Annotated in this window: 24 protein-coding genes; 14 read left to right on the top strand and 10 right to left on the bottom strand. The window is 73.3% G+C overall.

What is annotated here, in order from left to right:
• Positions 1-63: 63 nt before the first annotated feature.
• The gene (locus tag ACIQU3_RS09745; RefSeq protein ID WP_234848531.1) at positions 64-297 is read right to left on the bottom strand and encodes a hypothetical protein; all 234 of its coding nucleotides are present in this window, start codon (positions 295-297) and stop codon (positions 64-66) included.
• 131 nt (positions 298-428) lie between these two features.
• Here ACIQU3_RS09745 and upp point away from each other — a divergent pair, with 131 nt between their 5' ends.
• Positions 429-1,064 (top strand): uracil phosphoribosyltransferase, encoded by a 636-nt coding sequence (gene upp / locus ACIQU3_RS09740; protein ID WP_234848532.1) that lies wholly within the window; start codon positions 429-431, stop codon positions 1,062-1,064.
• Between the two features lie 13 nt (positions 1,065-1,077).
• Here the strand turns inward: upp and ACIQU3_RS09735 are convergent, their stop codons facing one another.
• From ACIQU3_RS09735 to ACIQU3_RS09710, 6 genes are all read right to left on the bottom strand, one after another.
• The gene (locus tag ACIQU3_RS09735) at positions 1,078-1,695 is read right to left on the bottom strand and encodes a LytR C-terminal domain-containing protein (protein WP_403743012.1); all 618 of its coding nucleotides are present in this window, start codon (positions 1,693-1,695) and stop codon (positions 1,078-1,080) included.
• Between the two features lie 121 nt (positions 1,696-1,816).
• Positions 1,817-2,113, bottom strand: a complete 297-nt coding sequence (locus ACIQU3_RS09730) for a type II toxin-antitoxin system VapB family antitoxin (protein ID WP_003999914.1) — start codon at positions 2,111-2,113, stop codon at positions 1,817-1,819.
• A 246-nt stretch (positions 2,114-2,359) separates the two neighbouring features.
• On the bottom strand, positions 2,360-2,491 hold the full coding sequence (locus ACIQU3_RS09725; protein ID WP_403742792.1) for a hypothetical protein: 132 nt from the start codon (positions 2,489-2,491) through the stop codon (positions 2,360-2,362).
• Between the two features lie 74 nt (positions 2,492-2,565).
• Positions 2,566-2,904 carry a hypothetical protein gene (locus ACIQU3_RS09720; protein ID WP_403924245.1) on the bottom strand — a complete coding sequence of 113 codons (339 nt, stop codon included), beginning with the start codon at positions 2,902-2,904 and terminating at the stop codon, positions 2,566-2,568.
• 268 nt (positions 2,905-3,172) lie between these two features.
• Entirely contained in the window at positions 3,173-3,766 is a 594-nt protein-coding gene (locus tag ACIQU3_RS09715; protein ID WP_403742798.1) for an HhH-GPD-type base excision DNA repair protein, read from the bottom strand.
• 36 nt (positions 3,767-3,802) lie between these two features.
• On the bottom strand, positions 3,803-4,525 hold the full coding sequence (locus ACIQU3_RS09710) for a siderophore-interacting protein (protein WP_403742802.1): 723 nt from the start codon (positions 4,523-4,525) through the stop codon (positions 3,803-3,805).
• A gap of 80 nt (positions 4,526-4,605) precedes the next feature.
• Here ACIQU3_RS09710 and ACIQU3_RS09705 point away from each other — a divergent pair, with 80 nt between their 5' ends.
• From ACIQU3_RS09705 to ACIQU3_RS09690, 4 genes are all read left to right on the top strand, one after another.
• On the top strand, positions 4,606-6,831 hold the full coding sequence (locus tag ACIQU3_RS09705) for a penicillin acylase family protein (protein ID WP_403924242.1): 2,226 nt from the start codon (positions 4,606-4,608) through the stop codon (positions 6,829-6,831).
• A complete protein-coding gene (locus ACIQU3_RS09700; RefSeq protein ID WP_403742809.1) occupies positions 6,824-7,432 on the top strand; it encodes a GNAT family N-acetyltransferase in 609 nt (202 codons plus the stop codon). The genes ACIQU3_RS09705 and ACIQU3_RS09700 overlap by 8 nt, the downstream gene beginning before the upstream one ends.
• Positions 7,429-7,911 (top strand): cupin domain-containing protein, encoded by a 483-nt coding sequence (locus ACIQU3_RS09695; protein ID WP_403742812.1) that lies wholly within the window; start codon positions 7,429-7,431, stop codon positions 7,909-7,911. The genes ACIQU3_RS09700 and ACIQU3_RS09695 overlap by 4 nt, the downstream gene beginning before the upstream one ends.
• 148 nt (positions 7,912-8,059) lie before the next feature.
• Positions 8,060-9,919, top strand: a complete 1,860-nt coding sequence (locus ACIQU3_RS09690) for a copper resistance protein CopC (protein WP_403743015.1) — start codon at positions 8,060-8,062, stop codon at positions 9,917-9,919.
• Here the strand turns inward: ACIQU3_RS09690 and ACIQU3_RS09685 are convergent.
• A complete protein-coding gene (locus ACIQU3_RS09685; RefSeq protein ID WP_403742815.1) occupies positions 9,819-10,784 on the bottom strand; it encodes a DUF72 domain-containing protein in 966 nt (321 codons plus the stop codon). The two genes, ACIQU3_RS09690 and ACIQU3_RS09685, sit on opposite strands and share 101 nt — an antisense overlap.
• A 148-nt stretch (positions 10,785-10,932) precedes the next feature.
• Here ACIQU3_RS09685 and ACIQU3_RS09680 point away from each other — a divergent pair, with 148 nt between their 5' ends.
• The 3 genes from ACIQU3_RS09680 to ACIQU3_RS09670 are packed head-to-tail and all read left to right on the top strand — an operon-like array spanning position 10,933 to position 14,622.
• Positions 10,933-13,653 carry a SpoIIE family protein phosphatase gene (locus ACIQU3_RS09680; protein ID WP_403924239.1) on the top strand — a complete coding sequence of 907 codons (2,721 nt, stop codon included), beginning with the start codon at positions 10,933-10,935 and terminating at the stop codon, positions 13,651-13,653.
• A 13-nt stretch (positions 13,654-13,666) separates the two neighbouring features.
• Positions 13,667-14,119, top strand: coding sequence for a DUF4383 domain-containing protein (locus tag ACIQU3_RS09675; RefSeq protein WP_403924236.1), 453 nt, complete (start codon positions 13,667-13,669; stop codon positions 14,117-14,119).
• Positions 14,120-14,136: 17 nt separating this feature from the next.
• Positions 14,137-14,622, top strand: a complete 486-nt coding sequence (locus ACIQU3_RS09670) for an MSMEG_6728 family protein (RefSeq protein WP_403924233.1) — start codon at positions 14,137-14,139, stop codon at positions 14,620-14,622.
• A gap of 47 nt (positions 14,623-14,669) precedes the next feature.
• On the opposite strand, the gene ACIQU3_RS09665 is transcribed toward ACIQU3_RS09670, so the two are convergent.
• Together ACIQU3_RS09665 and ACIQU3_RS09660 are read right to left on the bottom strand one after the other, a co-directional pair.
• Positions 14,670-14,828 carry a hypothetical protein gene (locus ACIQU3_RS09665; protein WP_403924230.1) on the bottom strand — a complete coding sequence of 53 codons (159 nt, stop codon included), beginning with the start codon at positions 14,826-14,828 and terminating at the stop codon, positions 14,670-14,672.
• 92 nt (positions 14,829-14,920) lie between these two features.
• Positions 14,921-15,142 carry a CarD family transcriptional regulator gene (locus tag ACIQU3_RS09660; protein WP_234848543.1) on the bottom strand — a complete coding sequence of 74 codons (222 nt, stop codon included), beginning with the start codon at positions 15,140-15,142 and terminating at the stop codon, positions 14,921-14,923.
• Positions 15,143-15,276: 134 nt separating this feature from the next.
• Here ACIQU3_RS09660 and ACIQU3_RS09655 point away from each other — a divergent pair, with 134 nt between their 5' ends.
• From ACIQU3_RS09655 to ACIQU3_RS09630, 6 genes are all read left to right on the top strand, one after another.
• On the top strand, positions 15,277-15,510 hold the full coding sequence (locus ACIQU3_RS09655) for a hypothetical protein (RefSeq protein WP_403742829.1): 234 nt from the start codon (positions 15,277-15,279) through the stop codon (positions 15,508-15,510).
• Between the two features lie 44 nt (positions 15,511-15,554).
• A complete protein-coding gene (locus tag ACIQU3_RS09650) occupies positions 15,555-15,779 on the top strand; it encodes a hypothetical protein (RefSeq protein WP_403742832.1) in 225 nt (74 codons plus the stop codon).
• A 66-nt stretch (positions 15,780-15,845) separates the two neighbouring features.
• Complete coding sequence (locus tag ACIQU3_RS09645; RefSeq protein ID WP_403742835.1) at positions 15,846-16,223, top strand: amphi-Trp domain-containing protein; 378 nt, start codon at positions 15,846-15,848, stop codon at positions 16,221-16,223.
• A 193-nt stretch (positions 16,224-16,416) separates the two neighbouring features.
• Positions 16,417-17,373: a GlxA family transcriptional regulator gene (locus ACIQU3_RS09640; protein WP_403742838.1), complete on the top strand. Its 957-nt coding sequence runs from the start codon at positions 16,417-16,419 to the stop codon at positions 17,371-17,373.
• Between the two features lie 169 nt (positions 17,374-17,542).
• A complete protein-coding gene (gene gap, locus ACIQU3_RS09635; protein ID WP_403924227.1) occupies positions 17,543-18,541 on the top strand; it encodes a type I glyceraldehyde-3-phosphate dehydrogenase in 999 nt (332 codons plus the stop codon).
• 110 nt (positions 18,542-18,651) lie between these two features.
• Positions 18,652-19,359, top strand: a complete 708-nt coding sequence (locus ACIQU3_RS09630; RefSeq protein WP_403742844.1) for a restriction endonuclease — start codon at positions 18,652-18,654, stop codon at positions 19,357-19,359.
• Positions 19,360-20,392 lie beyond the last annotated feature (1,033 nt).

Genomic DNA, 20,392 nt, shown 5'->3' with positions numbered 1-20,392 from the left:
CGGTCACCCGCGACAACCTCCGCGCGGTTCGTGATCTTTGCCGGAGGTTTCCGCACCCGTTTCCTACCAGCGGAAGGTGCGCATGCGCATCGCGTGCCGCAGCCGGGCCGTCTTGGCGCGGCGCGGCTGGACGCGGTCGCGCAGCGCCCGGGCCTCGGCCAGGTCGCGCAGGAAGCGGGCGCGACGGCGGCGCCGCTCGGCGTCGGACTCGTCGGTCCCGTCCGGCCGGTCGGGCGTCGGGCCCGTCCCTGGCCAGGTGCGCGGCAACGGATCGTCTCGGAATTTCCGGTCGGGCATCAGGTTCACCACCCCCAGTCCGTCCTTCCCACCTTCCCCGGACGGACGGTTTGACGCCGGCGTCCGGGTGACGGCCGTACGGCGGGCTTGCCGTGCAGGCCGGGGCACCCCGCCCGGTTACTGTGGTGGACATGCGTCTCCACGTCGTCGACCACCCTCTGGTCGCCCACAAGCTCACCACGCTGCGCGACCAGCGCACCGACTCCGCGACCTTCCGCCGTCTCGCCGACGAGCTGGTCACCCTGCTCGCCTACGAGGCCACGCGGGACGTGCGCACCGAACAGGTCGACATCCAGACGCCGGTCGCGCAGACCACGGGCGTCAAGCTCTCCCACCCGCGGCCGCTGGTGGTGCCCATCCTGCGGGCCGGCCTCGGCATGCTGGACGGCATGGTCCGGCTGCTGCCGACCGCCGAGGTGGGCTTCCTCGGCATGATCCGCAACGAGGAGACCCTGGAGGCCTCCACGTACGCGACGCGGATGCCGGAAGACCTGTCGGGCCGTCAGGTGTACGTGCTCGACCCGATGCTCGCCACCGGCGGCACGCTGGTCGCGGCGATCCGGGAGCTGATCCGGCGCGGCGCCGACGACGTGACCGCCGTGGTGCTGCTGGCCGCCCCCGAGGGCGTCGAGATCATGGAACGGGAGCTGGCGGGCACGCCGGTGACGGTCGTGACCGCGTCGGTCGACGAGCGGCTCAACGAGCACGGCTACATCGTGCCGGGCCTCGGGGACGCGGGGGACCGGATGTACGGGGCCGCCGAGTAGGCCGGACGGGCCCTCAGCACCCCTTCTTCGGCTCGGGGGCCGGCTCGGGCCTGGCCAGTTCGGTCAGCGCCCGGTCGGCGTCCGGCTTCTTCGCCAGTTCCTTGAAACCGTCCCCGATGACGAGGTCGACGGTGGCGCCCTTGCGGGCCGCCTCGGTGCGCCGTTCGGCGCCCGGGAGCTGCGTGCCGAGCACGGGCAGCGAGGTGTCGAGCGCGGCGGCCGGACCGAGCAGCAGGCCGGTGCCCTTGACCTTCTTGTCGTACTCCTTGGTCGCGTTGCCCACGTCGCCGATCTTGAAGCCGCGCTTCTTGAGCTCGTCGGCGGTCTTCTTCGCCAGGCCGCCGCGCGTGGTCGCGTTGAGCACGTTGACGGTGATCGTGCGTGGCTGCGGCAGGGGCTTGGCGCTGGGCGAGGGGCTCGCCTTGGTCGTGACGCCGCAGTCCGACGCGTCACCGGCCGCCGAGGCCTTTCGGCCGCCGCCGGTGAAGACGTCGATGAGCTGCAGCGTGCCCCAGCCGCCCACGCCGAGCACGACGACGGACGCGACGGTCAGGACGACGAGCCTGCCGCGCCGCCGGGGCCGGCGCATCTTTGGGTACTTGTTGCCCGTGATGCGGTACTTGCCGCCCATGCCGGGGGGAGTCAGCATGCTCATGAGCGCAGCGTAGTGCGCCTGGGCGACGATGCCTACTAGATGATCATTCGACGTCGCCCGGCGGAACCCGAAAGGGCCAACCCGCGACCGCCGGGGATCAGTCGAGTTCGAGCACGCGCGCGTGCAGCACCTGGCGCTGCTGGAGTGCCGCCCGCACCGCGCGGTGCAGTCCGTCCTCCAGGTACAGATCGCCCTGCCACTTCACGACGTGCGCGAAGAGGTCGCCGTAGAACGTCGAGTCCTCGGCGAGCAGTGTTTCCAGATCGAGCTGACCCTTGGTCGTCACGAGCTGATCGAGGCGGACCGGGCGCGGCGCGACGTCCGCCCACTGCCGGGTGCTTTCCCGGCCGTGGTCGGGGTACGGCCGGCCGTTTCCGATGCGCTTGAAGATCACACGGAAAGCCTACCGGTCAAGACCTTCCGGGCGCAGCCATGGCGGCGAGGTGCGGCGCTGAAAAAAACCCCACAAGGCGGTATGAACCCGGAACAGGGGCGTGAACATGCCGGACCGCGAGACCACACCGCCCGCCGCCGCCCCGCAGGTGCCCGGGCGTGCCGCCGCCCTTCCGCAGGAGTCACACGTCAGAGGAAGTGCCTCCGCACGGCGGAGACGTGGGGGCGCCTCCGCCGTGTCGCTGGGTCAGCCGCGGCCCTGCCCCTTCGGAGACTGCGGCGGCTTCCGCGTGTCCGGCCGGGAGGGGGGCTTGGGGGTGCTGCGGGCGGCTTCCGCGCGCAGGAGGGCGCGCAGGACCGCGTACGGGTCTTGGAGCATCACTGGTTCCTCGTCGTTCCTGGTCGGGTCGGATCTGCGGGACTGACGGACGGGCCGGGGCGTGGCCGGTCCGGTCAGCAGCGCAGGACCTCGGAACGCAGGGGGCGAGGGTCGTGCGGCGGGCTCGGCGGTACGGGCGTGGAGCGCCGCGCCGGGCGCGTGGGTCCGGAGCCGGTCGGCAGGGCGGGGGCCGGCGGGTCGGTGACACGGCGCGCGGCCCGGGGTGCCGGGCGCGGGGCGGTGTCGAGGAGGTCGCACTCGACGGTGGTGTGCTCCGCGGGGACGGGCGCCGTCACCCCGGTGTACGCCTCGGCGTGGGCGCCCGGCAGGAGGAGGGCGAGCAGCAGGACGAGCACCCGCAGCCGGACGTGCCGGCGCGGGGCGCGGGGGACCGGCTGCGGTGCGGGGGTCACGGGAGGTCACTGCCCGCGGCGGCCACGCCGTTCATCGCACCGGCGACGAGATCCGCCCGCACGGCCCATGCCGTGCGGGTGGTGCGGCGAGGCTGGGCATCTGCGGGGCCCGGACACGCTTCATGCCGCTACCGGGCCGCACACGCCCGCCACACCAGGAACGGGCCGGGCAGCCGACGTGCGCGCCGCCAGGAACGGGCTGGGCGGTTGGTGTGCGCGCCGCCAGGAACCGGCTGGCGTGCGCGTTGCCAGGAGCGCGGGGTGCGGCCTACTTGCCCGCTGCCTTCGCCGCCTTCGCCGCCGCCTTCATCTCCTGCTTGTGCGCCCGCACCTTGACCAGCGACTCCGGGCTCGTGATGTCGGCGACCGAGCGGAACGAGTCCGGCTCGCCGTAGGAGCCCGCGGCCTCGCGCCAGCCCGTGGGCCGTACGCCGAGCTGCTTGCCCAGCAGGGCCAGGAAGATCTGGGCCTTCTGCTTGCCGAAGCCGGGCAGTTCGGCGAGGCGTTTCAGCAGCTCCTTGCCGGTGCCGACGTCCTTCCAGACGGCCTCGGCGTCACCGTCGTAGTGCTCGACGAGGTACTGGCACAGCTGCTGGATCCGCTTGGCCATGGAGCCCGGGTAGCGGTGCACCGCCGGCTTCTCGGACAGCAGCGCGGCGAAGGCCTCCGGCTCGTGCGCGGCGATCTCGTGCGCGTCCAGGTCGTCCGCGCCGAGCCGCCGGGCGATCGTCGCCGGGCCCTTGAACGCCCACTCCATGGGGACCTGCTGATCCAGCAGCATGCCGACCAGCGCGGCGAGCGGGCTGCGGCCGAGCAGCGCGTCGGCCTCGGGGTCCTGGGCGAGGTGAAGAGTGACGTCCATGCCCCGATCATCCCCCGGGGCGGGCCCGGCCGCTGCTCAGGTCGCCCGCCAGTAGCCGAGCGCGTGCACCCGCTGCCTGGGCAGCCCCAGCTCCTTGCGGACGTACGCCGCGAGGGTCCGGGTCGTCGCGGTGTCGCAGGCGATCCAGACGAAGGGGTCGGCCGTCTCCCGGAGCAGGCCGGGCAGGTCCGACTTCACGCGGTCGACCAGGTGGGCGCCGGAGTCCCGGCGCGGCACCGCGCGCAGTTCGTGGCGGTCCGGGTCGGTGCGGAAGGGCAGCGCGTCGTCGCCGCCCTCGAACCAGACGGTGGCCGGTGCGGAGCCCAGGGCGTCCAGGAGGGAGTTGATGGCCGGGAGCGAGGCCGGGTCACCGACGGCGAAGACGTGCGAGGGGGCGGGGCTCGGGTGCTCGAAGCCGGTGCCCTGGACGGTCGCCTCGATGGTGTCGCCCGGCTCGGCCGCCCTCGCCCAGTCGCTGGCGCAGCCCTCGTGCAGGGCGAACTCCAGGCCGAAGGTGCCGGCCTCGGCGTCGGGGTCGACCAGGGTGTAGGCCCGCTGGTGCGGCTTGCCCGCGTTGTCGAACCACAGCCGTACCCACATGGTGGGGTGCACGCCGGTCGCGGCCAGCAGACCGCCGTCGGTGAAGTGGAGCCGCCGGTAGTGCGGGGTGACGTCCTCGACCTCCGTCACTGTGAACTCGAAGTCCTTGCCGCGCAGCAGTTTGAGGACCGCGCCCTCCCAACCCCGCCCCTGCCCCATCGCGTTTCAGCCTTTCGCGTACGATTCCGGCCACAGCTCCGACTTAGGCAAGGCTAACCTAAAGGATAGTGAGGTACAGCGTGACCGTCGGGATCTACCGTGACGCCTGGGGCATCCCGCACCTGCGTGCGGGCAGCGCGGCCGAACTCGCCCGGGCGCAGGGCCTCGTGACCGCCCGCGACCGGGCCTGGCAACTGGAGGTCGAGCGCCACAGGGCGCAGGGCACCTCGGCGTCCTTCCTCGGCGGGAGCGCCCTGGCCTGGGACCGGTTCGCGCGACGGGCCCGACTCGACGACACCGCGCGACGCTGTTTCGCGGACCTGGAGAGACGGGACCCCGGGACGGCGCGCTGGGTGCGGGCGTACGTCGACGGGGTCAACGAGGGGCTCGCGGACGCCGGCGCCCCGGAGTTCGCCCGCACCGGTCTCACCCCCGGCCGCTGGGAGCCCTGGACCCCGCTGGGCGTCTGGCTCGCCACCCACATCCTGTTCGCCGGGTTCCCGGCCAAGCTCTGGCGCGAGCAGGTCGCCGCACACCTGGGCGAGGACGCCGTCGGCCTCTTCGCCACCGACGGCCCCGGCACCTCCGGCAGCAACGGCTGGCTGGTCGGCGGCGGGCGGACGGTCACCGGGCGGGCCGTCATCGCGGGCGACCCCCACCGCTGGATCGAGGACCCCGGCGTCTACCAGCAGATCCACCTGTCCTGCCCCGAGTTCGACGTCGTGGGCCTGGCCGTCCCCGGCGTTCCCGGCATCGCCCACTTCGGGCACACCGGCACGGTCGCCTGGGCGATCACCAACGCCATGGCCGACTACCAGGACCTCTACCGGGAGCGGCTGCGACGCACCGGCGCCGGCGTGGAGGCCCTCGGCCCGGACGGTGTCTGGCGGCGGGCGTCCCGGCACACCGAGACGATCGAGGTGGCGGGCGAGGAGCCGGTCGAGGTCGAGGTGATCGAGACGGACCGGGGTCCTCTGATCATCGGCGGCCCCGAGGGCATCGACGGCGATCCGGCGGACCCGGCGCGCGAGGACGGTCCGCCGGAGCCGGCGGCGCCGGGAGACCCGGCAGGCCCGCGGGAGCCGGGCGGTGACCTGGCGGGCGCGGATGCCCCGGCGGGCTCGCCGCGGCCGGGCGGCCCGGACCACCCGGCCGGCCCTCCGGGCGTGCCCGTGGCGGTCAGTCTGCGCTACCCGCCCAGGGTCACCGGCGACCTCGGCTTCAGTGCGCTGCTGCCGCTGTTGCGGGCCCGTCACGTCGGCGATGTGGACCGGGCCTTCGACCGCTGGGCCGAGCCGGTCAACGTCGTGCAGGCCGCCGACACCGAGGGCGGTGTCCTGCACCGCGTGGCCGGGCGGGTGCCGCTGCGCGCCCAGGCCAACCGGCTGCGCCTGGTGCCCGCGTGGGAGCCCGGGCACGAGTGGCGGGGCTGGGACGTGTCACCGCGTGCCGGGCTCACCGACGGCATCGCCGTCATGGCCAACCAGCGCGGCCCGGCCGAACCCCTGGGCGTCGAGTTCGCCCCGCCGCACCGCGCCGACCGCATCACCGCGCTGCTCGCGGGAAAGGAGCGCTGGTCCGCCGCCGACATGCCCGCCCTGCACACCGACACCCACCTGGCCTCCGCGTCCCCGCTCCTGGACCGCCTGGACGCCCTCGACGGTCTCACCCCCGAGGCCGCCGCCCTCCGGGACCGGCTCCAGCGCTGGGACCGCCGCATGGACGCAGGCAGCGCCGACGCGGCCCTCTACGCCGCCGTGCGCGGAGCGGTCGTACGGCGGCTCGCGGCGCACCCGGCGTTCGCCGCGCTCACCACCCCGCCGGCCTACCCGGAGGTGTTCCAGCCCTGGCTCGCCCTCGTCCCGCGGGTCGGCTTCGCCCTCGAACACCTGCTGCGGGCCGGGGACCTGTACGGCATCGACCGTCCGGCGGCCGTCCGCGCGGCGATCGAGGAGGTGGCGTTGCGTCCGCCGGCCGGGGTCTGGGGCGACACCCACCGCCTCACCCCCTGGCGGGCCCTGGAGCCGGAGCAGCCCTACGACGAACCGGGGCTGTCCGGCGACCACGACTGCGTGCTGTGCACCTCGGGCGTGCCGGGCCTCACCGACCGCGCCGCCCGGGGCCCGGCCGCCCGGTACGTCTGGGACCTGGCCCGGCGCGAGGACAGCCGCTGGGTGGTCCCGCTCGGCGCCTCGGGCGTCCCCGGCTCGCCCCACCACCGCGACCAGCTCCCGCTGTGGCTCGCGGGAGACCTCGTCCCGGTCGTCACCGACTGGTCCCTGCTGAAGAAGGAAACCGATGTCTGACCCGTACGCCTCCCGCCCCTGTGTCCACGAGGAGATGACCGACGGCTTCGGCACCGTCCGTGTCCTGCCGCTGGACCCCGGCGCGGACGCCGCCGTGATCCACCGCTGGGTGCGCGAGGACCGGGCCGTCTTCTGGGGCATGACCGACCTGACCGAACGACAGGTCGCGGACGTCTACGCCCACATGGCCACGCTCGACACGCACCACGCCCACCTCGTCGTCCGGCAGGGCGAACCGGTCGCGCTCCTGCAGACCTACGAGCCGGAGGCCGACCGCGTGAGCGAGTGCTACGAGGTCCGCCCCGGCGACATCGGCATCCACCTGCTCCTCGCTCCCGCGGGCCCGGGCGGCGGACGGCACGGCTGGACCGCCGGGCTGGTGACGGCCATCGCCGGGTACGTCCTGCGCGGTATGGACCGCCGGCGCATCGTGGTCGACCCGGACCTGCGCAACGAGAAGGCGATCGACCGTTTCCTCAGGCTCGGCTTCACTCCCGGCCCGGTCGTGGTCCTGCCCGAGATCGACCTGCCGGACGTGTACCTGCCGGAGAAGAAGGCCCGGCTCGCCTTCCTGGAGCGGGAGATACTGTTCCCCGGGTGACCCCCGAGGACCTCATCGCCCACTACCGCCTGGAGCCGATCCCGCGTGAAGGCGGCCTGTTCCGCCAGACCTGGGCCGGCCCCGAACGAGCCGACGGCAGGCCGGAGGGCACGGCGATCGTCGCGCTGCTGACGGCGGACGACTTCTCCGCCCTCCACCGCCTGCCGACGGACGAGATCTGGCACTTCTACCGGGGCGATCCCCTGGAACTGTTGCTGCTCGACCCGGACGGCACCGCGCGGACGGTGGTGCTCGGGCCGGACGTCCTGCACGGACAGCACGTCCAGTTCACGGTTCCCGCGGGCACGTGGATGGGCGGGACGGTGCACGGAGCCGGGCAGTGGACCCTGTTCGGCTGCACGATGGCGCCCGGCTTCACCTTCGACGGCTACGAGCACGGGGACGCCGCGGAACTGACGGCCGGCTACCCGGCGGTGGCCGACAAGATCGCAGGACTGACCAGAGGATCGCAGGACTGACCGGGCCTGCGTCCCGAGCCCGTTGAGCACTGCACCGATCCCGTCCGTACTCAACCCGGAGCCGTCCAGCCCGACCCCGGAGAACCACGTGGACCAACGGCGGAACGAGGATCGCAATGTCGGACGCCCCCGGCGATTCCAGGCCCTGGTGCTGCTCGGCACCGTGCTGGTGCTGCTCCTCGCCGGAGCAGCCCCCGCCTCCGCTCACGCCGCCCTGCGCGGCACCGATCCCGACGACGGATCCCTCGTCCGGAAGGCCCCCCGTCACGTCACCCTGACCTTCACCGAGTCCGTGGGCCTGCTCGACGACTCCTTCCGGGTGTTCGGCCCCGACCAGCGCCGGGTCCACACCGGCGAGGCCACGCACGCCGACGGCCGCTCCGACACCGCCCGGATCGGTCTGCCCCGCAAGCTCGCCCAGGGCACCTACACAGTGGCCTGGCGGGTGGTCTCCGCCGACAGCCACCCGGTCTCCGGCGCCTTCTCCTTCTCCGTGGGGAAGCGTTCGGCGACGACCACCCGGATCGACACGGGTCCCACCGAGGACCCGCTGACGGGCGGCCTCAACGACGCCGCCCGCTACCTCGCCTATCTCGCCGGCGCGCTGCTCGTCGGCCTGGCCGCGTTCGCCCTGCTCTGCCGGCCCGCGGACACCACCGCGCTGCGCCGGCCGCTGGTGGCGGCCTGGTGGACGCTGCTGGGCTCGACGGTCGTCCTGCTCCTGCTGCGCGCCCCGTACGAGGCGGGCACCGGCCCGGCCGCCGCGTTCGACGCCGACGCCCTCGGCCGAACCGTGACCGGCCGCCCGGGCCAGGCCCTGCTCGCCCGGCTGGCCGTCCTCCTGCTGACCGCGGCCTTCCTGATGTGGCTGTCCAGGCGCCGTGACGCCGGACAGCGGCCGCTCGTCCTGGCCGGCGGCACCGCCCTGGCCGCGGCCCTGGCCCTGACCTGGGCTGCGGCCGAGCACGCCTCCGCCGGGATCCAGGTGCCGCTGGCGATGACATCGTCCGTGCTGCACCTGCTGGCGACGGGCGTCTGGCTCGGCGGCCTGGTGGCGCTGCTGCTGACCCTGCGCCGCTCCTCCGGCGGCGACCCGGCGGACGACCTGGCCGAGGTCGTCCCCCGCTTCTCCCGGATCGCCTTCACCGCGGTGACCGTCCTGGCCGTCACGGGCGTCTACCAGTCCTGGCGCGGCCTCGGCTCCCTGTCCGCGCTGTCCGGCACGTCGTACGGCCGTCTGCTGCTCGCCAAACTGGCCGGGGTGGCCGTGCTGCTGCTGGCGGCCCGATACTCACGGCGCTGGACGGCACGGATCGCGGCCCCCGCGGCCGTCACCCGGGCGGCCGCCGTCCGGGAGCGGGTCCCGCAGCCGGTCGGGGCACCGGCGGACGCCAAGGGCCCCAAGGAGCCCGGGGAACCGGCGGACGGCCTGGGCGCCGGGGAGCCCGGGACGCCGGACAAGGGGACGCCGGACAAGGGGGCCGAGGAGCCTTACGTGCCTGGAGCCGGTCCGGACGCCCGGCGCCTGCTGCGCCGGTCCGTCCTGGTGGAGGTCGCCGTCGCCGCGGTGGTGCTGATGGTCACCACCGTGCTCACGGGGACCCTCCCGGCCCGCGCCCAGGCCGAGGCGGCCCGGCAGGCCCCGGCGGGCGCGCTGCCCCCCACCACCCTGGTCACCGTGCCCTACGACACCGGCACCGCATCCGTGAGCGGACGCGGCACGGTCCAGGTCACCCTGGACCCGGCCCGCGTCGGCGAGAACGGCATCCAGGCGGTGGTCGCCGGCTCCGACAAGGGCCTGACCGTCGTCCCCGAGGTCCGCATCACCTTCAGCCTGCCCTCCCGGAAGGTCGGCCCGATCGACGCCGAGCTCGTCGACCGGGGCGGCTACTGGAGCACCAACTCCGTCAACCTGCCGCTCGCCGGGAACTGGACGATGAAGACGACCGTGCGGGTGTCGGACGTGGATCAGGTGTCGGTGGAGCGCCGGGTGCGGATCGCGCCCTAGGGAGCCGTGCCGCCGGGGGGTCCCGGTCGAGGAGCCGGGCCATGGCCTCGGCGGCGCGGACGGCGGCGTCCCCGCAGCAGTTGTTGAACAGCACGTGGACCTGCTCGGTACGTTCGGCCAGCCGCCGCACGCGGGGCAGCCACTCGGCGAGTTCCTCCTCGCCGTACGCGTACCGGAACCGGTCCTCCTTGCTGCCGGTCCCCCACGCCGTGCTGCGGCCGTGGAACCGCACGACGGATAGCCGGGGCGAGGTCACCGGGGTGACGGGCGGCACGGAGGACGCGAGCGTCTGCGTCATGTCGACGGCGACCGCGGCCATGCCGTGCCGGGCGAGCAGCGCACCCGTCGCCTCGGCCTGTCCCGGCTCCCACCAGGAGGGATGCCGGAACTCCACGGCGAGCGGCCAGCCCGCGGCCCGCTCGGCGCACTCCCGAAGGAACGCCTCCGCCCGCTGCCCGGGCCGGAACCAGGGCGGGAACTGGAACAGCACGCTCCCGAGCCGCCCGGCTGCCCGAAGCGGCTCGATCCCGGCTGCGAACCTGGCCCACACCCGGTCGAGCACCGCCGGGTCCCGGTGCTCGGCAGGCAGCCCCTCCGGCATCACCGCCTGCCGGGTGGGATGCCCGGTGAGCAGCGAGAACGCCTTCACATCGAAGACGAACCCGTCCGGTGTCCGCTCGGCCCACAACCGGCTGTTCCGCTCGCCCGGCAGCGCGTAGTAGGAGGCGTCGACCTCGACCACACCGAACTGCCCGGCGTAGTGCCGTAACCGGCCCTCGGCGTCCCGCCGGCCCGGGGGGTACCAGCCGCTGCCCACCAGTGCCCGGTCGGTCCAGGAACACGTGCCCACCAGGATCTGACCCATGGGGGAGCGGTTACCCGGGCCCGGCCGCGGCAGGCTCGGCTTCTCGACGGGGCGGCACGGTGAGACCCGGAGCAATCGGGGTAACCAGGTTGATATCTGTGCATATCCGGGGTTACGGCTGATTCCCCCGAGAGTGAGATGACCGATCATGGAGCAGCCCGTCACCGCCGACTGGGCCACCCGGTCGTTCGGAGAAGAACCGGAAGGGCTCGAAGCCCTCGTCGGCGCATCCCTCACGGCCCGTGTCACCCTCGACGAACACGGCCTCGTGACCGGCTGGAACGCGGGCGCCGAGCGGCTCCTGGGCTATACGGCAGGGCAGTTGACCGGTCGCCGTGCCGCGGACCTGCTGGCCGAGCCGATCCCGGTGCGGGGCGGTCTGCCCACGCTGGCCGCACTGCCCCGCTGGAACGGCGACGTCGCGCTGCGGCACCGGGACGGCCGGAAGCTGACGGTCAGGATCCTCGCCCACCACCGGCCACCCGGCGGCGACGGTCCCGCCTGGCTCGTCCTCTCCGCACTGCCCGGCCGGCAGCCACCGGCCGGGCTCGACGAATCCCTCGTGAGCTGGAGCTTCGCCCAGTCCCCGTGCTGCGCCCAGGCGATCTACGACACCCGGCTGCGGCTGCGCAGGGCCAATGCCGACATGGAGCGCGCAACGGCGCTCACCGAGGAGGAGATGCGGGGCCTGCGCGTGTCCGAGATCGTCGACGAGGACGCCGGCCGGCGGGCGGAACTCGGCATGCTCCGGGTCCTGCGGACCGGTGAGCCTCAGTACGAGGAGAACTACCTGCGCGCCCCCGGCGAGGACCACGAGCACGCCTGGTCGGTCTTCGTGTCCGCGCTGCGCGACCACGAGGGCACCATCCGGGGCGTCTGCCTGTCGGCGCACGACATGACGGAGCAGTTCTGGGCCCGCAAGCGCCTCCAGTTGATCGCCGAGGCGGGCCGGCGCATCGGCACCACGCTCGACGTGACGCGCACGGCCCAGGAACTGACGGACGTCACCGTCCCGGTCCTCGCCGACTTCGCCAGTGTCGACCTGCTGGCCGCCCTGGACGACGCGCCCGAGCCGCCCGCACGGCCGGTTCCGGCGGACGGGCCGCTGCTGCTGCGCCGGGCCGCCCTGCGGTCGGTGACCCCGGGCGCCCCGGAGTCGGCCGTCGCGGCCGGCGCGGTGGACGCCTACCCGCCGGGCTCGATGCCCTTCGAGAGCCTGCGCACGGGACGGCCCGAGCTGCACGAGGTGACCGACCCCGCGTTCACCGCGTGGCTCGCCCGCGACCCGGCGCGTGCGGCCCGGGTCCGCGCCTTCGGCATCCACTCCGTGATGGCCGTGCCCCTGACCGCCCGGGGCACCACCCTCGGCGTCGCCTTCTTCGTCCGGCACCGCACCCAGGAACCCTTCCGGCACGACGACCTGGTCCTGGCCGGGGAACTGGTGGCCCGGGCCGCGGTCAGCATCGACAACGCCCGCCGCTACAGCCGCGAACGGGCCACCGCGGTCACGCTCCAGCGCAGCCTGCTGCCGCGGCGGCTGCCCCGGCAGGCCGCCGTCGAGGTCGCCTCCCGCTACCTTCCGGCGGGCGGGCACGCCGGGGTGGGCGGGGACTGGTTCGACGTCATCCCGCTCTCGGGGGCGCGGGTCGCGCTGGTCGTGGGGGACGTGGTCGGCCACGGGCTGGTCGCGTCGGCGACCATGGGGCGGCTGCGCACGGCGGTCCGCACGCTGGCCGACATCGACCTGCCCTGCGACGAGTTGCTGACCCACCTCGACGACCTGGTCGCCCGCCTGAACACGGAGGAGGAGAGCGCCGCCGAGCGGCGGCCACCGGGTGCCACGGAAACCGCCGGCACGGGATCCGCCGAGACGGCGGGGGCCGGTTCCGCCGGGACGGCCGGGGCAGGTTCCGCCGGGATGGCCGGGGCGGGTTCCACCGGGACGGCTGGGACGGGTTCCGCCGAGATGGCCGGGGCGGGCTCCGCCGAGACGGCAGGAATGGGTTCCGCCGAGATGGCCGGGGCGGGTTCCGCCGAGATGGCCGGGGCGGGCTCCGCCGAGACGGCCGGGAGGGGCCGCGCTCCGCACGCCGGTGATCTGGGGGCCACCTGCCTGTACGCCGTGTACGACCCGGTGACGCGGCGCTGCTGCTTCGCCGGGGCCGGGCATCCCGTGCCCGCCGTGGTGAGCCCCGAGGGCGCCGTCGAACTCGTCGGACTCCCGAGCGCGCCGCCGCTCGGCGTGGCCGGCCTGCCGTACGAGGCGACCGAGGTCGACGTCCCCGAGGGCAGCCTGCTCGCCCTCTACACCAACGGGCTGATCGAGGCCCCCGACCGGGACCCCGGCACCGGCGTCGACCGGCTGCGGGAGGCCCTGGCCCGTCCCGCACCCTCGCTGGACGCCCTGTGCGATACGGTCCTCGCCGACCTGCTGCCGCCGCGGCCGGCCGACGACGTGGCCCTGCTCATCGCCCGCACCCGCGCGCTCGACGAGCGGCAGGTCGCCACCTGGGCGGTGCCCTCGGACCCGTCCGCGGTCGCGCAGACCCGCAAGGACGTGGTGGCGCAACTGGAACGTTGGGGGCTGTCCGACGCCGTGTTCGTCACGGAACTGGTCGTCAGCGAGCTCGTCACCAACGCCATCCGGCACGCCGAGCCACCGGTCCAGCTGCGCCTGATCCACGACTCGACCCTGATCTGCGAGGTGTCCGACGGCGGCAGCACCGCCCCTCACCTGCGGCGCGCCCGCACCTACGACGAGGGCGGCCGCGGCCTGCTGCTGGTCGCCCAGCTGACCGAGCGCTGGGGCACCCGCCAGAGCGGCACCGGCAAGACCATCTGGGCGGAACAGAACCTGTCCCCCGCGTGAGGAGCCGCCGCCGATGACCCCACCCGCCTCCCACCGGGCCGCCCGCGCCCCCGTCCAGCAGGCCGCTCTGCTGGCCGGCCTGGTCTTCCTCGTGTTCGGCGTGCTGGGCTTCGTCCCCGGTATCACCACGGACTACGGCTCGCTGGACTTCGCCTCCCACGAGTCGGACGCCGAACTGTTCGGCCTGTTCCAGGTGTCGATCCTGCACAACCTCGTGCACCTGGTCTTCGGTCTCGCGGGCCTGATGCTCGCCGGCACGGCCGCCGGGGCGTACTCGTACCTGCTGGTGGGCGGCGCCGTCTACCTGGTCCTGTGGGTGTACGGCCTGTCCGTAGGGCACGACAGCGACGCCAACTTCGTGCCGCTGAACTCCGCGGACGACTGGCTCCACTTCGCCCTGGGCATCGCCATGATCGGCCTGGCCCTGGCCCTCGGCAGGGGCGGCACGGACCCGGACGCACGGTAAGGAACACCGAGGACGGCATGCAGACCTTCCTGCCCTACCCCGACTTCCGCACCACGGCCCAGGCCCTGGACCGTCGCCGGCTCGGCAAGCAGCGGGTCGAGGCGCTGCAGGTCCTGCGCGGCCTGGTCGTCCCCGGCTACGGGTGGCGCCACCACCCGGCCGTGCGCATGTGGCTCGGCTACGAGGAGGCCCTGGTGCGCTACGGCCTGGAGGTCTGCCGCGTCTGGCGCGAACAGGGTCACCAGGACACCTGCGCGGCGACGCTCGTGGCCGACCTGGCGGCGACCCGCCCGCACGCCCCGATCCGGGATCAGCACCGGCTGGCCGCCGACGGCGAGCTGCCGCCCTGGCTCGGCGACGGCCCCTTCCACGAGAGCCATCGCTCGGCCCTGGTCCGCAAGGACCCCACGACCTACGCGGCTCTCTTCCCGGGGGTCCGCGACGACCTGCCGTACGTCTGGCCGACGTCCGACCGGGCGGGCGAGGAGTCCTCCCGGGACTGACGGGCACCCCGGAGGCGGTGGGCCGGATCCGGGGCCGGCCCGTGGGGCTAGGCCGCCCTGCGGCGCGCCGGCCGCCTGGACGTGGAGGGCTGTTCCGTCACGTCCTCCGGCGTGAAGCTCTCGTCCTCCCCGAAGTCCGGGGCCTGGAAGGGGTTGGTCGCCGGGGTCGGCGAGGCCGCGCCGGAACGGCGGGGTTGCCCTTCCACGGCGGAGAACAGCGAAGTCGGTTCGATGAGACGTCTCTTTTCCGGTACTGGCCCGGTCCGGGCCAGGCGTGCCCCGACCGGGCACGGAGGTCCTACAGCTTGGTCATCTTGGCGTACGGGCTGGGGATCCGCATGTGCGCCGAACCGAAGTCCACGAGCGCGGCGATCCCTTCCTCCATGCCGATGACCCGGCCGAGCCCGTACATGTCGTGGGTGACCTGGTCACCCACGGCGAAGTGCTTGGGAGCGGGGGCCACCGGAGCCTTGAAGGGGCTGGTGGGCAAATGACGCTTGGGAGCAGCAGGCTTTGTCATCCGCCTCAGTATGCGCCTCCTGGCCGCTTCCGCGCTGCGGCTGTCCATGACCGGTGTCAGAACCGGGTGCCCGGGCCGGGGCGGTGCGGGGGCTCCACTGGCCGAAAAAATCGAACACATGCTTGAATTCGAGCATGCGAACGTTTCCCGACGACCTCGTCCGGGCGCAGCGGGAGTGGAGTGCCACCTACCGGCAGCTCGCCGACCGGCCCGGCCGCACCGAGCTGCGCAGGCGTCTGCACCGGCTGTCGGTACGGGCGTACTTCCATCCCTACTGGGAGCAGCGAAGGCCGAGCCCGGCGGCGTGGTGGGAGCTGCGGGAGCTGGGGCGGGCGGCGGGGGACGCGTCCGAGCGGCTCCACCGGTGACGCCCCGGACTGCGGGACCGTACGTCCCGGATGATCCTGAAGGCATGTCCGGACCGATACGGGTGGTCGTGCACCCACCCTCGCCCTCGGGCGGCCGCCGCGTCCGCGTGGACGGCGAGATCCTCGGACTCGCCCACAACGTGACCGATGTCGCGGAGTTCCTCCGCCGCGCGGGCCTGGAGATCGAGCCGTCGGACGTGGCGCAGGTGCCGTGGATCGACTGGCGCGGAGTGGGACCCGAGCACTGGGGCCCGGAGGCGGGCGGCTGACGCGCGAGCCCACGCGGCACGCCACTATGGATGTATCCACTGTTTTCTGCCATATCGGAGGGCCCCATGAAGGACCTCAAGTTCGAGCAGAAGCGCTCGCTGTCGCGCCAAGAGGCAGCCGACCAGCTCACGGCGCTCGCGGACGCGCTGCGGGAAGGCGGGGACACGGAGCTGGAATTCGGCCCCGGAACGCTGGGCCTGCGGATCCCCGACGACCTGCACAGCGAGATGGAGGTGGAGATCGGCGACGGGGAGATCGAACTCGAGATCGAACTGAAGTGGGCGACGGCACGGTCGCGGGCGAAGCGGCCAAGCACCGACACACCGGCGGAGAAGCCCCGTCGCAAGGAGGCGCCGAAAGAGCCGACCGCCTCGGGCACGGGCAGCGGCAGGGGCAGCGGCAGGAGCAGGGCTACGAAGCGGGCTGCGGCGAAATCCACCTGAGCGACGGCCTGCGTCACCGCTTGCGTGACGGCCTGCGTGAATGCGTGAGCGACGACCTGAGCGACGGCCTGCGTGATCGCCTCAGCTACCGCCTGAGCGGATGCCCCGCACGGGAGGGCGGGGCAGGACGGCCGGGAGGGCCCGGCTCGGCTCCGGCGCGGCCCATCGCCGCTGCTCCTCGTACGCTGTCCCGGTGCCGTCCTCCCGCCTGCATCGCGTGGCCGTCCTCGTCCTCCCCGGTGCGAAACCGCTCGACGTCGGCATCCCCGCGCAGGTGTTCACGACCCGCGCGAGCATGCCGTACGAGGTGCGCGTGTGCGGGGCGGCACCCGGCCTGGTCACCGGCGGCGACGGACTGTCGTACGCCGTCGCCCACGGCCTGGACGCGCTCACCTGGGCCGACATCGTCTTCCTGCCCGGCTACCGGTTCCCGGACCGCGACGACCCGCCGCGGGCCGTCGTCGACGCGCTGATCGCGGCCCACACCCGGGGTGCGCGGCTCGCCGCCATCTCGACGGGCGCCTTCGCCCTCGCCGCCACGGGCCTGCTCGACGGCAGACGTGCCACGACCCACTGGCACTACACCCGGGCGCTCGCGGCGAAACACCCGCTCGTCCGGGTCGACGAGAACGTCCTGTTCGTCGACGAGGGCAGCGTGCTGACCTCGGCGGGCGCCGCCTCCGGCATCGACCTGTGCCTGCACATCCTGCGCGGCGACCTCGGCGTCGCCGCGTCGAACCACGCGGCCCGGCGCCTGGTCGCCGCCCCCTATCGCAGCGGTGGCCAGGCGCAGTACGTGCCGCGCAGCGTGCCCGAACCCCTCGGCGAGCGGTTCGCCGCCACCCGGGAGTGGGCACTGCACCGGCTCGGTGAGCCCCTCAGCCTCGACGGGCTCGCACGGCACGCCGGGGTCTCGGCGCGCACGCTGTCGCGGCGCTTCGTCGAGGACACGGGGTACACACCGATGCAGTGGGTCATGCGCGCCCGCATCGACGTGGCCCGTGAGCTGCTCGAACGTTCGGAACTCAGCGTGGAGCAGATCGCCGCCGACGTCGGCCTCGGCACCGGCGCGAATCTGCGGCTGCACTTCCAGCGCATCCTCGGCACGACCCCGAGCGAATACCGCCACACCTTCGCCCGCGGCGAGTGATCCACCGGCGGGGCCGCGCACCGCGTGCGGACCGGTGGTCCCGGCGCGCGGGGCTGGCGCGATCCTGCTGGCGCGATCCTTTTGAACCCTGGCGATCCCGCCGCTGTCACGTGCGGACGCCGGGCGCGACGCTGGTGGCGAACCGCAGAGACCGAAAGGGACACCACTGATGACGCGCATCGCGATCAACGGATTCGGCCGCATCGGACGCAATGTGCTGCGCGCCCTGCTCGAACGCGACAGCGACTTCGACGTCGTCGCCGTCAACGACCTGACGGAGCCCGCCACCCTGGCCCGGCTGCTCGCCTACGACTCGACGGCCGGCCGGCTCGGCCGCCCGGTGACCGCCGACGGGGACGCCCTCGTCGTCGACGGCCGGCGGATCAAGGTGCTGGCCGAGCGCGAACCGGCGCGGCTGCCCTGGGCCGAACTCGGCGTCGACATCGTCCTGGAGGCCACCGGCCGCTTCACCTCGGCGAAGGCGGCCCGCGCCCACCTCGACGCCGGCGCGAAGAAGGTGCTCGTCAGCGCGCCGTCGGACGGTGCCGATGTGACGTTGGCGTTCGGGGTCAACACCGAGGCCTACGACCCGGACGTCCACACGATCGTGTCGAACGCCTCCTGCACCACCAACGCCCTCGCGCCTCTGGCCGCGGTCCTCGACGAGCTCGCGGGCATCGAGCACGGCTTCATGACGACGGTGCACGCCTACACGCAGGAGCAGAACCTGCAGGACGGCCCGCACCGCGACGCCCGCCGTGCCCGCGCCGCCGGCGTCAACATCGTCCCGACCACGACCGGAGCGGCCAAGGCGATCGGCCTGGTGCTGCCGAACCTCGACGGCAAGCTGTCGGGCGACTCGATCCGCGTGCCGGTCCCGGTGGGCTCGATCGTCGAACTCAACACCACCGTCGCCCGAGACGTGACGCGTGAGGACGTGCTGGAGGCGTACCGCAAGGCGGCGCAGGGGCCGCTCGCCGGCGTCCTCGAGTACTCGGAGGACCCGCTCGTGTCGTCCGACATCGTCGGCAACCCGGCCTCCTCGATCTTCGACTCGGCCCTCACCCGCGTCGACGGCCGCCACGTCAAGGTGGTCGCCTGGTACGACAACGAGTGGGGCTTCTCGAACCGTGTGATCGACACGCTCGAACTGCTCGCAGGTCGCTGACACAGGGCCGGAACGCGGCCCGATCCGGCCATGGCCGACTCGCGCCCTACTCCCACCGCCCCCGGCTGCTGAGACTGCCGTACACGGACGGTGGGGGAGGAGCGTCGGTCATGGCTGGGCGTGCACGCGGACGGGGAACGGCTGCCCGCAGAAGGCGGGCGGCACGACTGAAGGCACTGGCGGCAGGCGCTGGTTCGCTGCTGATCCTGCTGGTGCTGTCCTGGTCGACCGTGTGGCCGTACGTCACCGGTGCGCTGGTGGTGGGCGGCGTAGGAGCGGTGGGCTGGTGGCTGTGGCGGACGGACCGGCTCGTGCGCGGCCGGGACCGCCTCTGGCGGCACGAGGAAGCGGTGAAGGCCGGGCACCGGACGCTCGCCGAGGTGGACGCGATGACCGGTACGGAGTTCGAGGAACTGGTCGCACGCCTGTGCCGGAGGGACGGGTGGACGCAGGTCCGGCGGGTGGGCGGAGCGAACGACAACGGCGCCGACGTCGTCGGCCGTCTCCCGGACGGCCGGAGCGTGGTGATCCAGTGCAAGCGCTATACGCCGAGCAGCACGATCGCCAGCCGTGAACTGCGCGACCTGCTGGGCGCGAAGGTGCACTTCGGTGCCGACGTGGCCGTGTTCGTCACGACCACCCGCTTCAGCCGCCCCTCCGAGAGGTTCGCCGTGCAGCACGGCATCCTCGCCGTCCACCGCGACCACCTGGGCCTGTGGAACAACGGCACTCCCCTCCTCTCCCTCACAGCCCTGAACGGCCGGGGCCAGGGCGACTCCCACCACAGGACCCGCTGGAAGCAGGCATACGGCGGGTGAGCCCCCTCACAGCCCGGTCAGGGAAGCCACCCCAGAAAAACGCCAGAGGGCCGGACCGCTTTCGCGGTCCGGCCCTCTGGGCTGGCGGAGGATAGGAGATTCGAACTCGTGAGGGGTTGCCCCAACACGCTTTCCAACTGTGTTGGTTTCCGGCTGTCCTGGGATCGGTTCTCGGTAACCCGAAGAACTGGGTGGGTGGCGTCCTCGCCATCACGATGATCGTCGCCGCTGTGCATGCTGCCATCCTCGATGCGGACTGGAAGCCGGGCCGGTAACAGCCGAGAGAGCAACGTCCTCCCTCACACGGAGAAGCGGGAGCGTCTGAGAGCAATGGGCTGCCCGGCGGGAGGTCGGACGGTCCACTTGCTGTGCCCTTCTGATCCGTAGCTCTAGCCGGATCGGTCAGCGACGGTCATTCCGGTCGCTTCACGGCCCTGAAGGGGCGCTATCGGGCGTGGATGGTTTCTGCGGTTGCGGTACTTCGCTGCTGTACGTGCCTCGCGATCCGCCGGCCAACGTTGCGGGTGGGACGCAAGAGCGATCCTGCTCGGCGGGCAAGTCTCCGGGCCGCTGGGCCGCCTAACGAACTCAGGAAAGTGGCACGCAACCCTCAGCGGTCAGGCGGATACTGATGGCCTGGCAGTGCCGGGTTGCTCATCACCTGGTCTGTTGTCTGGGGGAGGCTATGCAGGAAGCCGTGTACGGATTGCTGGGGGGCATTGGCGGTGCGGTTATCGCTGCTGCTGCCACGTATTGGGGTCCGCTACAAGTTCAGAAGCAAGCACGGCGCGATGCAGAGCGCGAACGAGGACAGGCCCGGGCGGAAGCGGCTGAGGCACGGCAAGCCGAGCGGCAGCGAGCGCAGGTGGCGAGGGTGGCGCTAGTTCGCAAAACAGTCAGCGCGTGGTGTCACCTTATCGAAGAGGCAGCGAGGCGCCTGGACCGCGGGAACGAGGTAGATGTCGAGGGGTTTCGGGAGCGCGTTGAACGAGCGCGAGAAGTCACAACCACCGCGATTTACGACGCCCTCAAT

Origin of the sequence: Streptomyces sp. NPDC101110, from assembly GCF_044759525.1 — a bacterium.
In the GTDB taxonomy this organism is placed as follows: Bacteria; Actinomycetota; Actinomycetes; order Streptomycetales; family Streptomycetaceae; genus Streptomyces.
The sequence above is the reverse complement of the archived record's forward strand: the minus strand, read 5'-3'. Positions and strand labels throughout refer to the sequence as shown.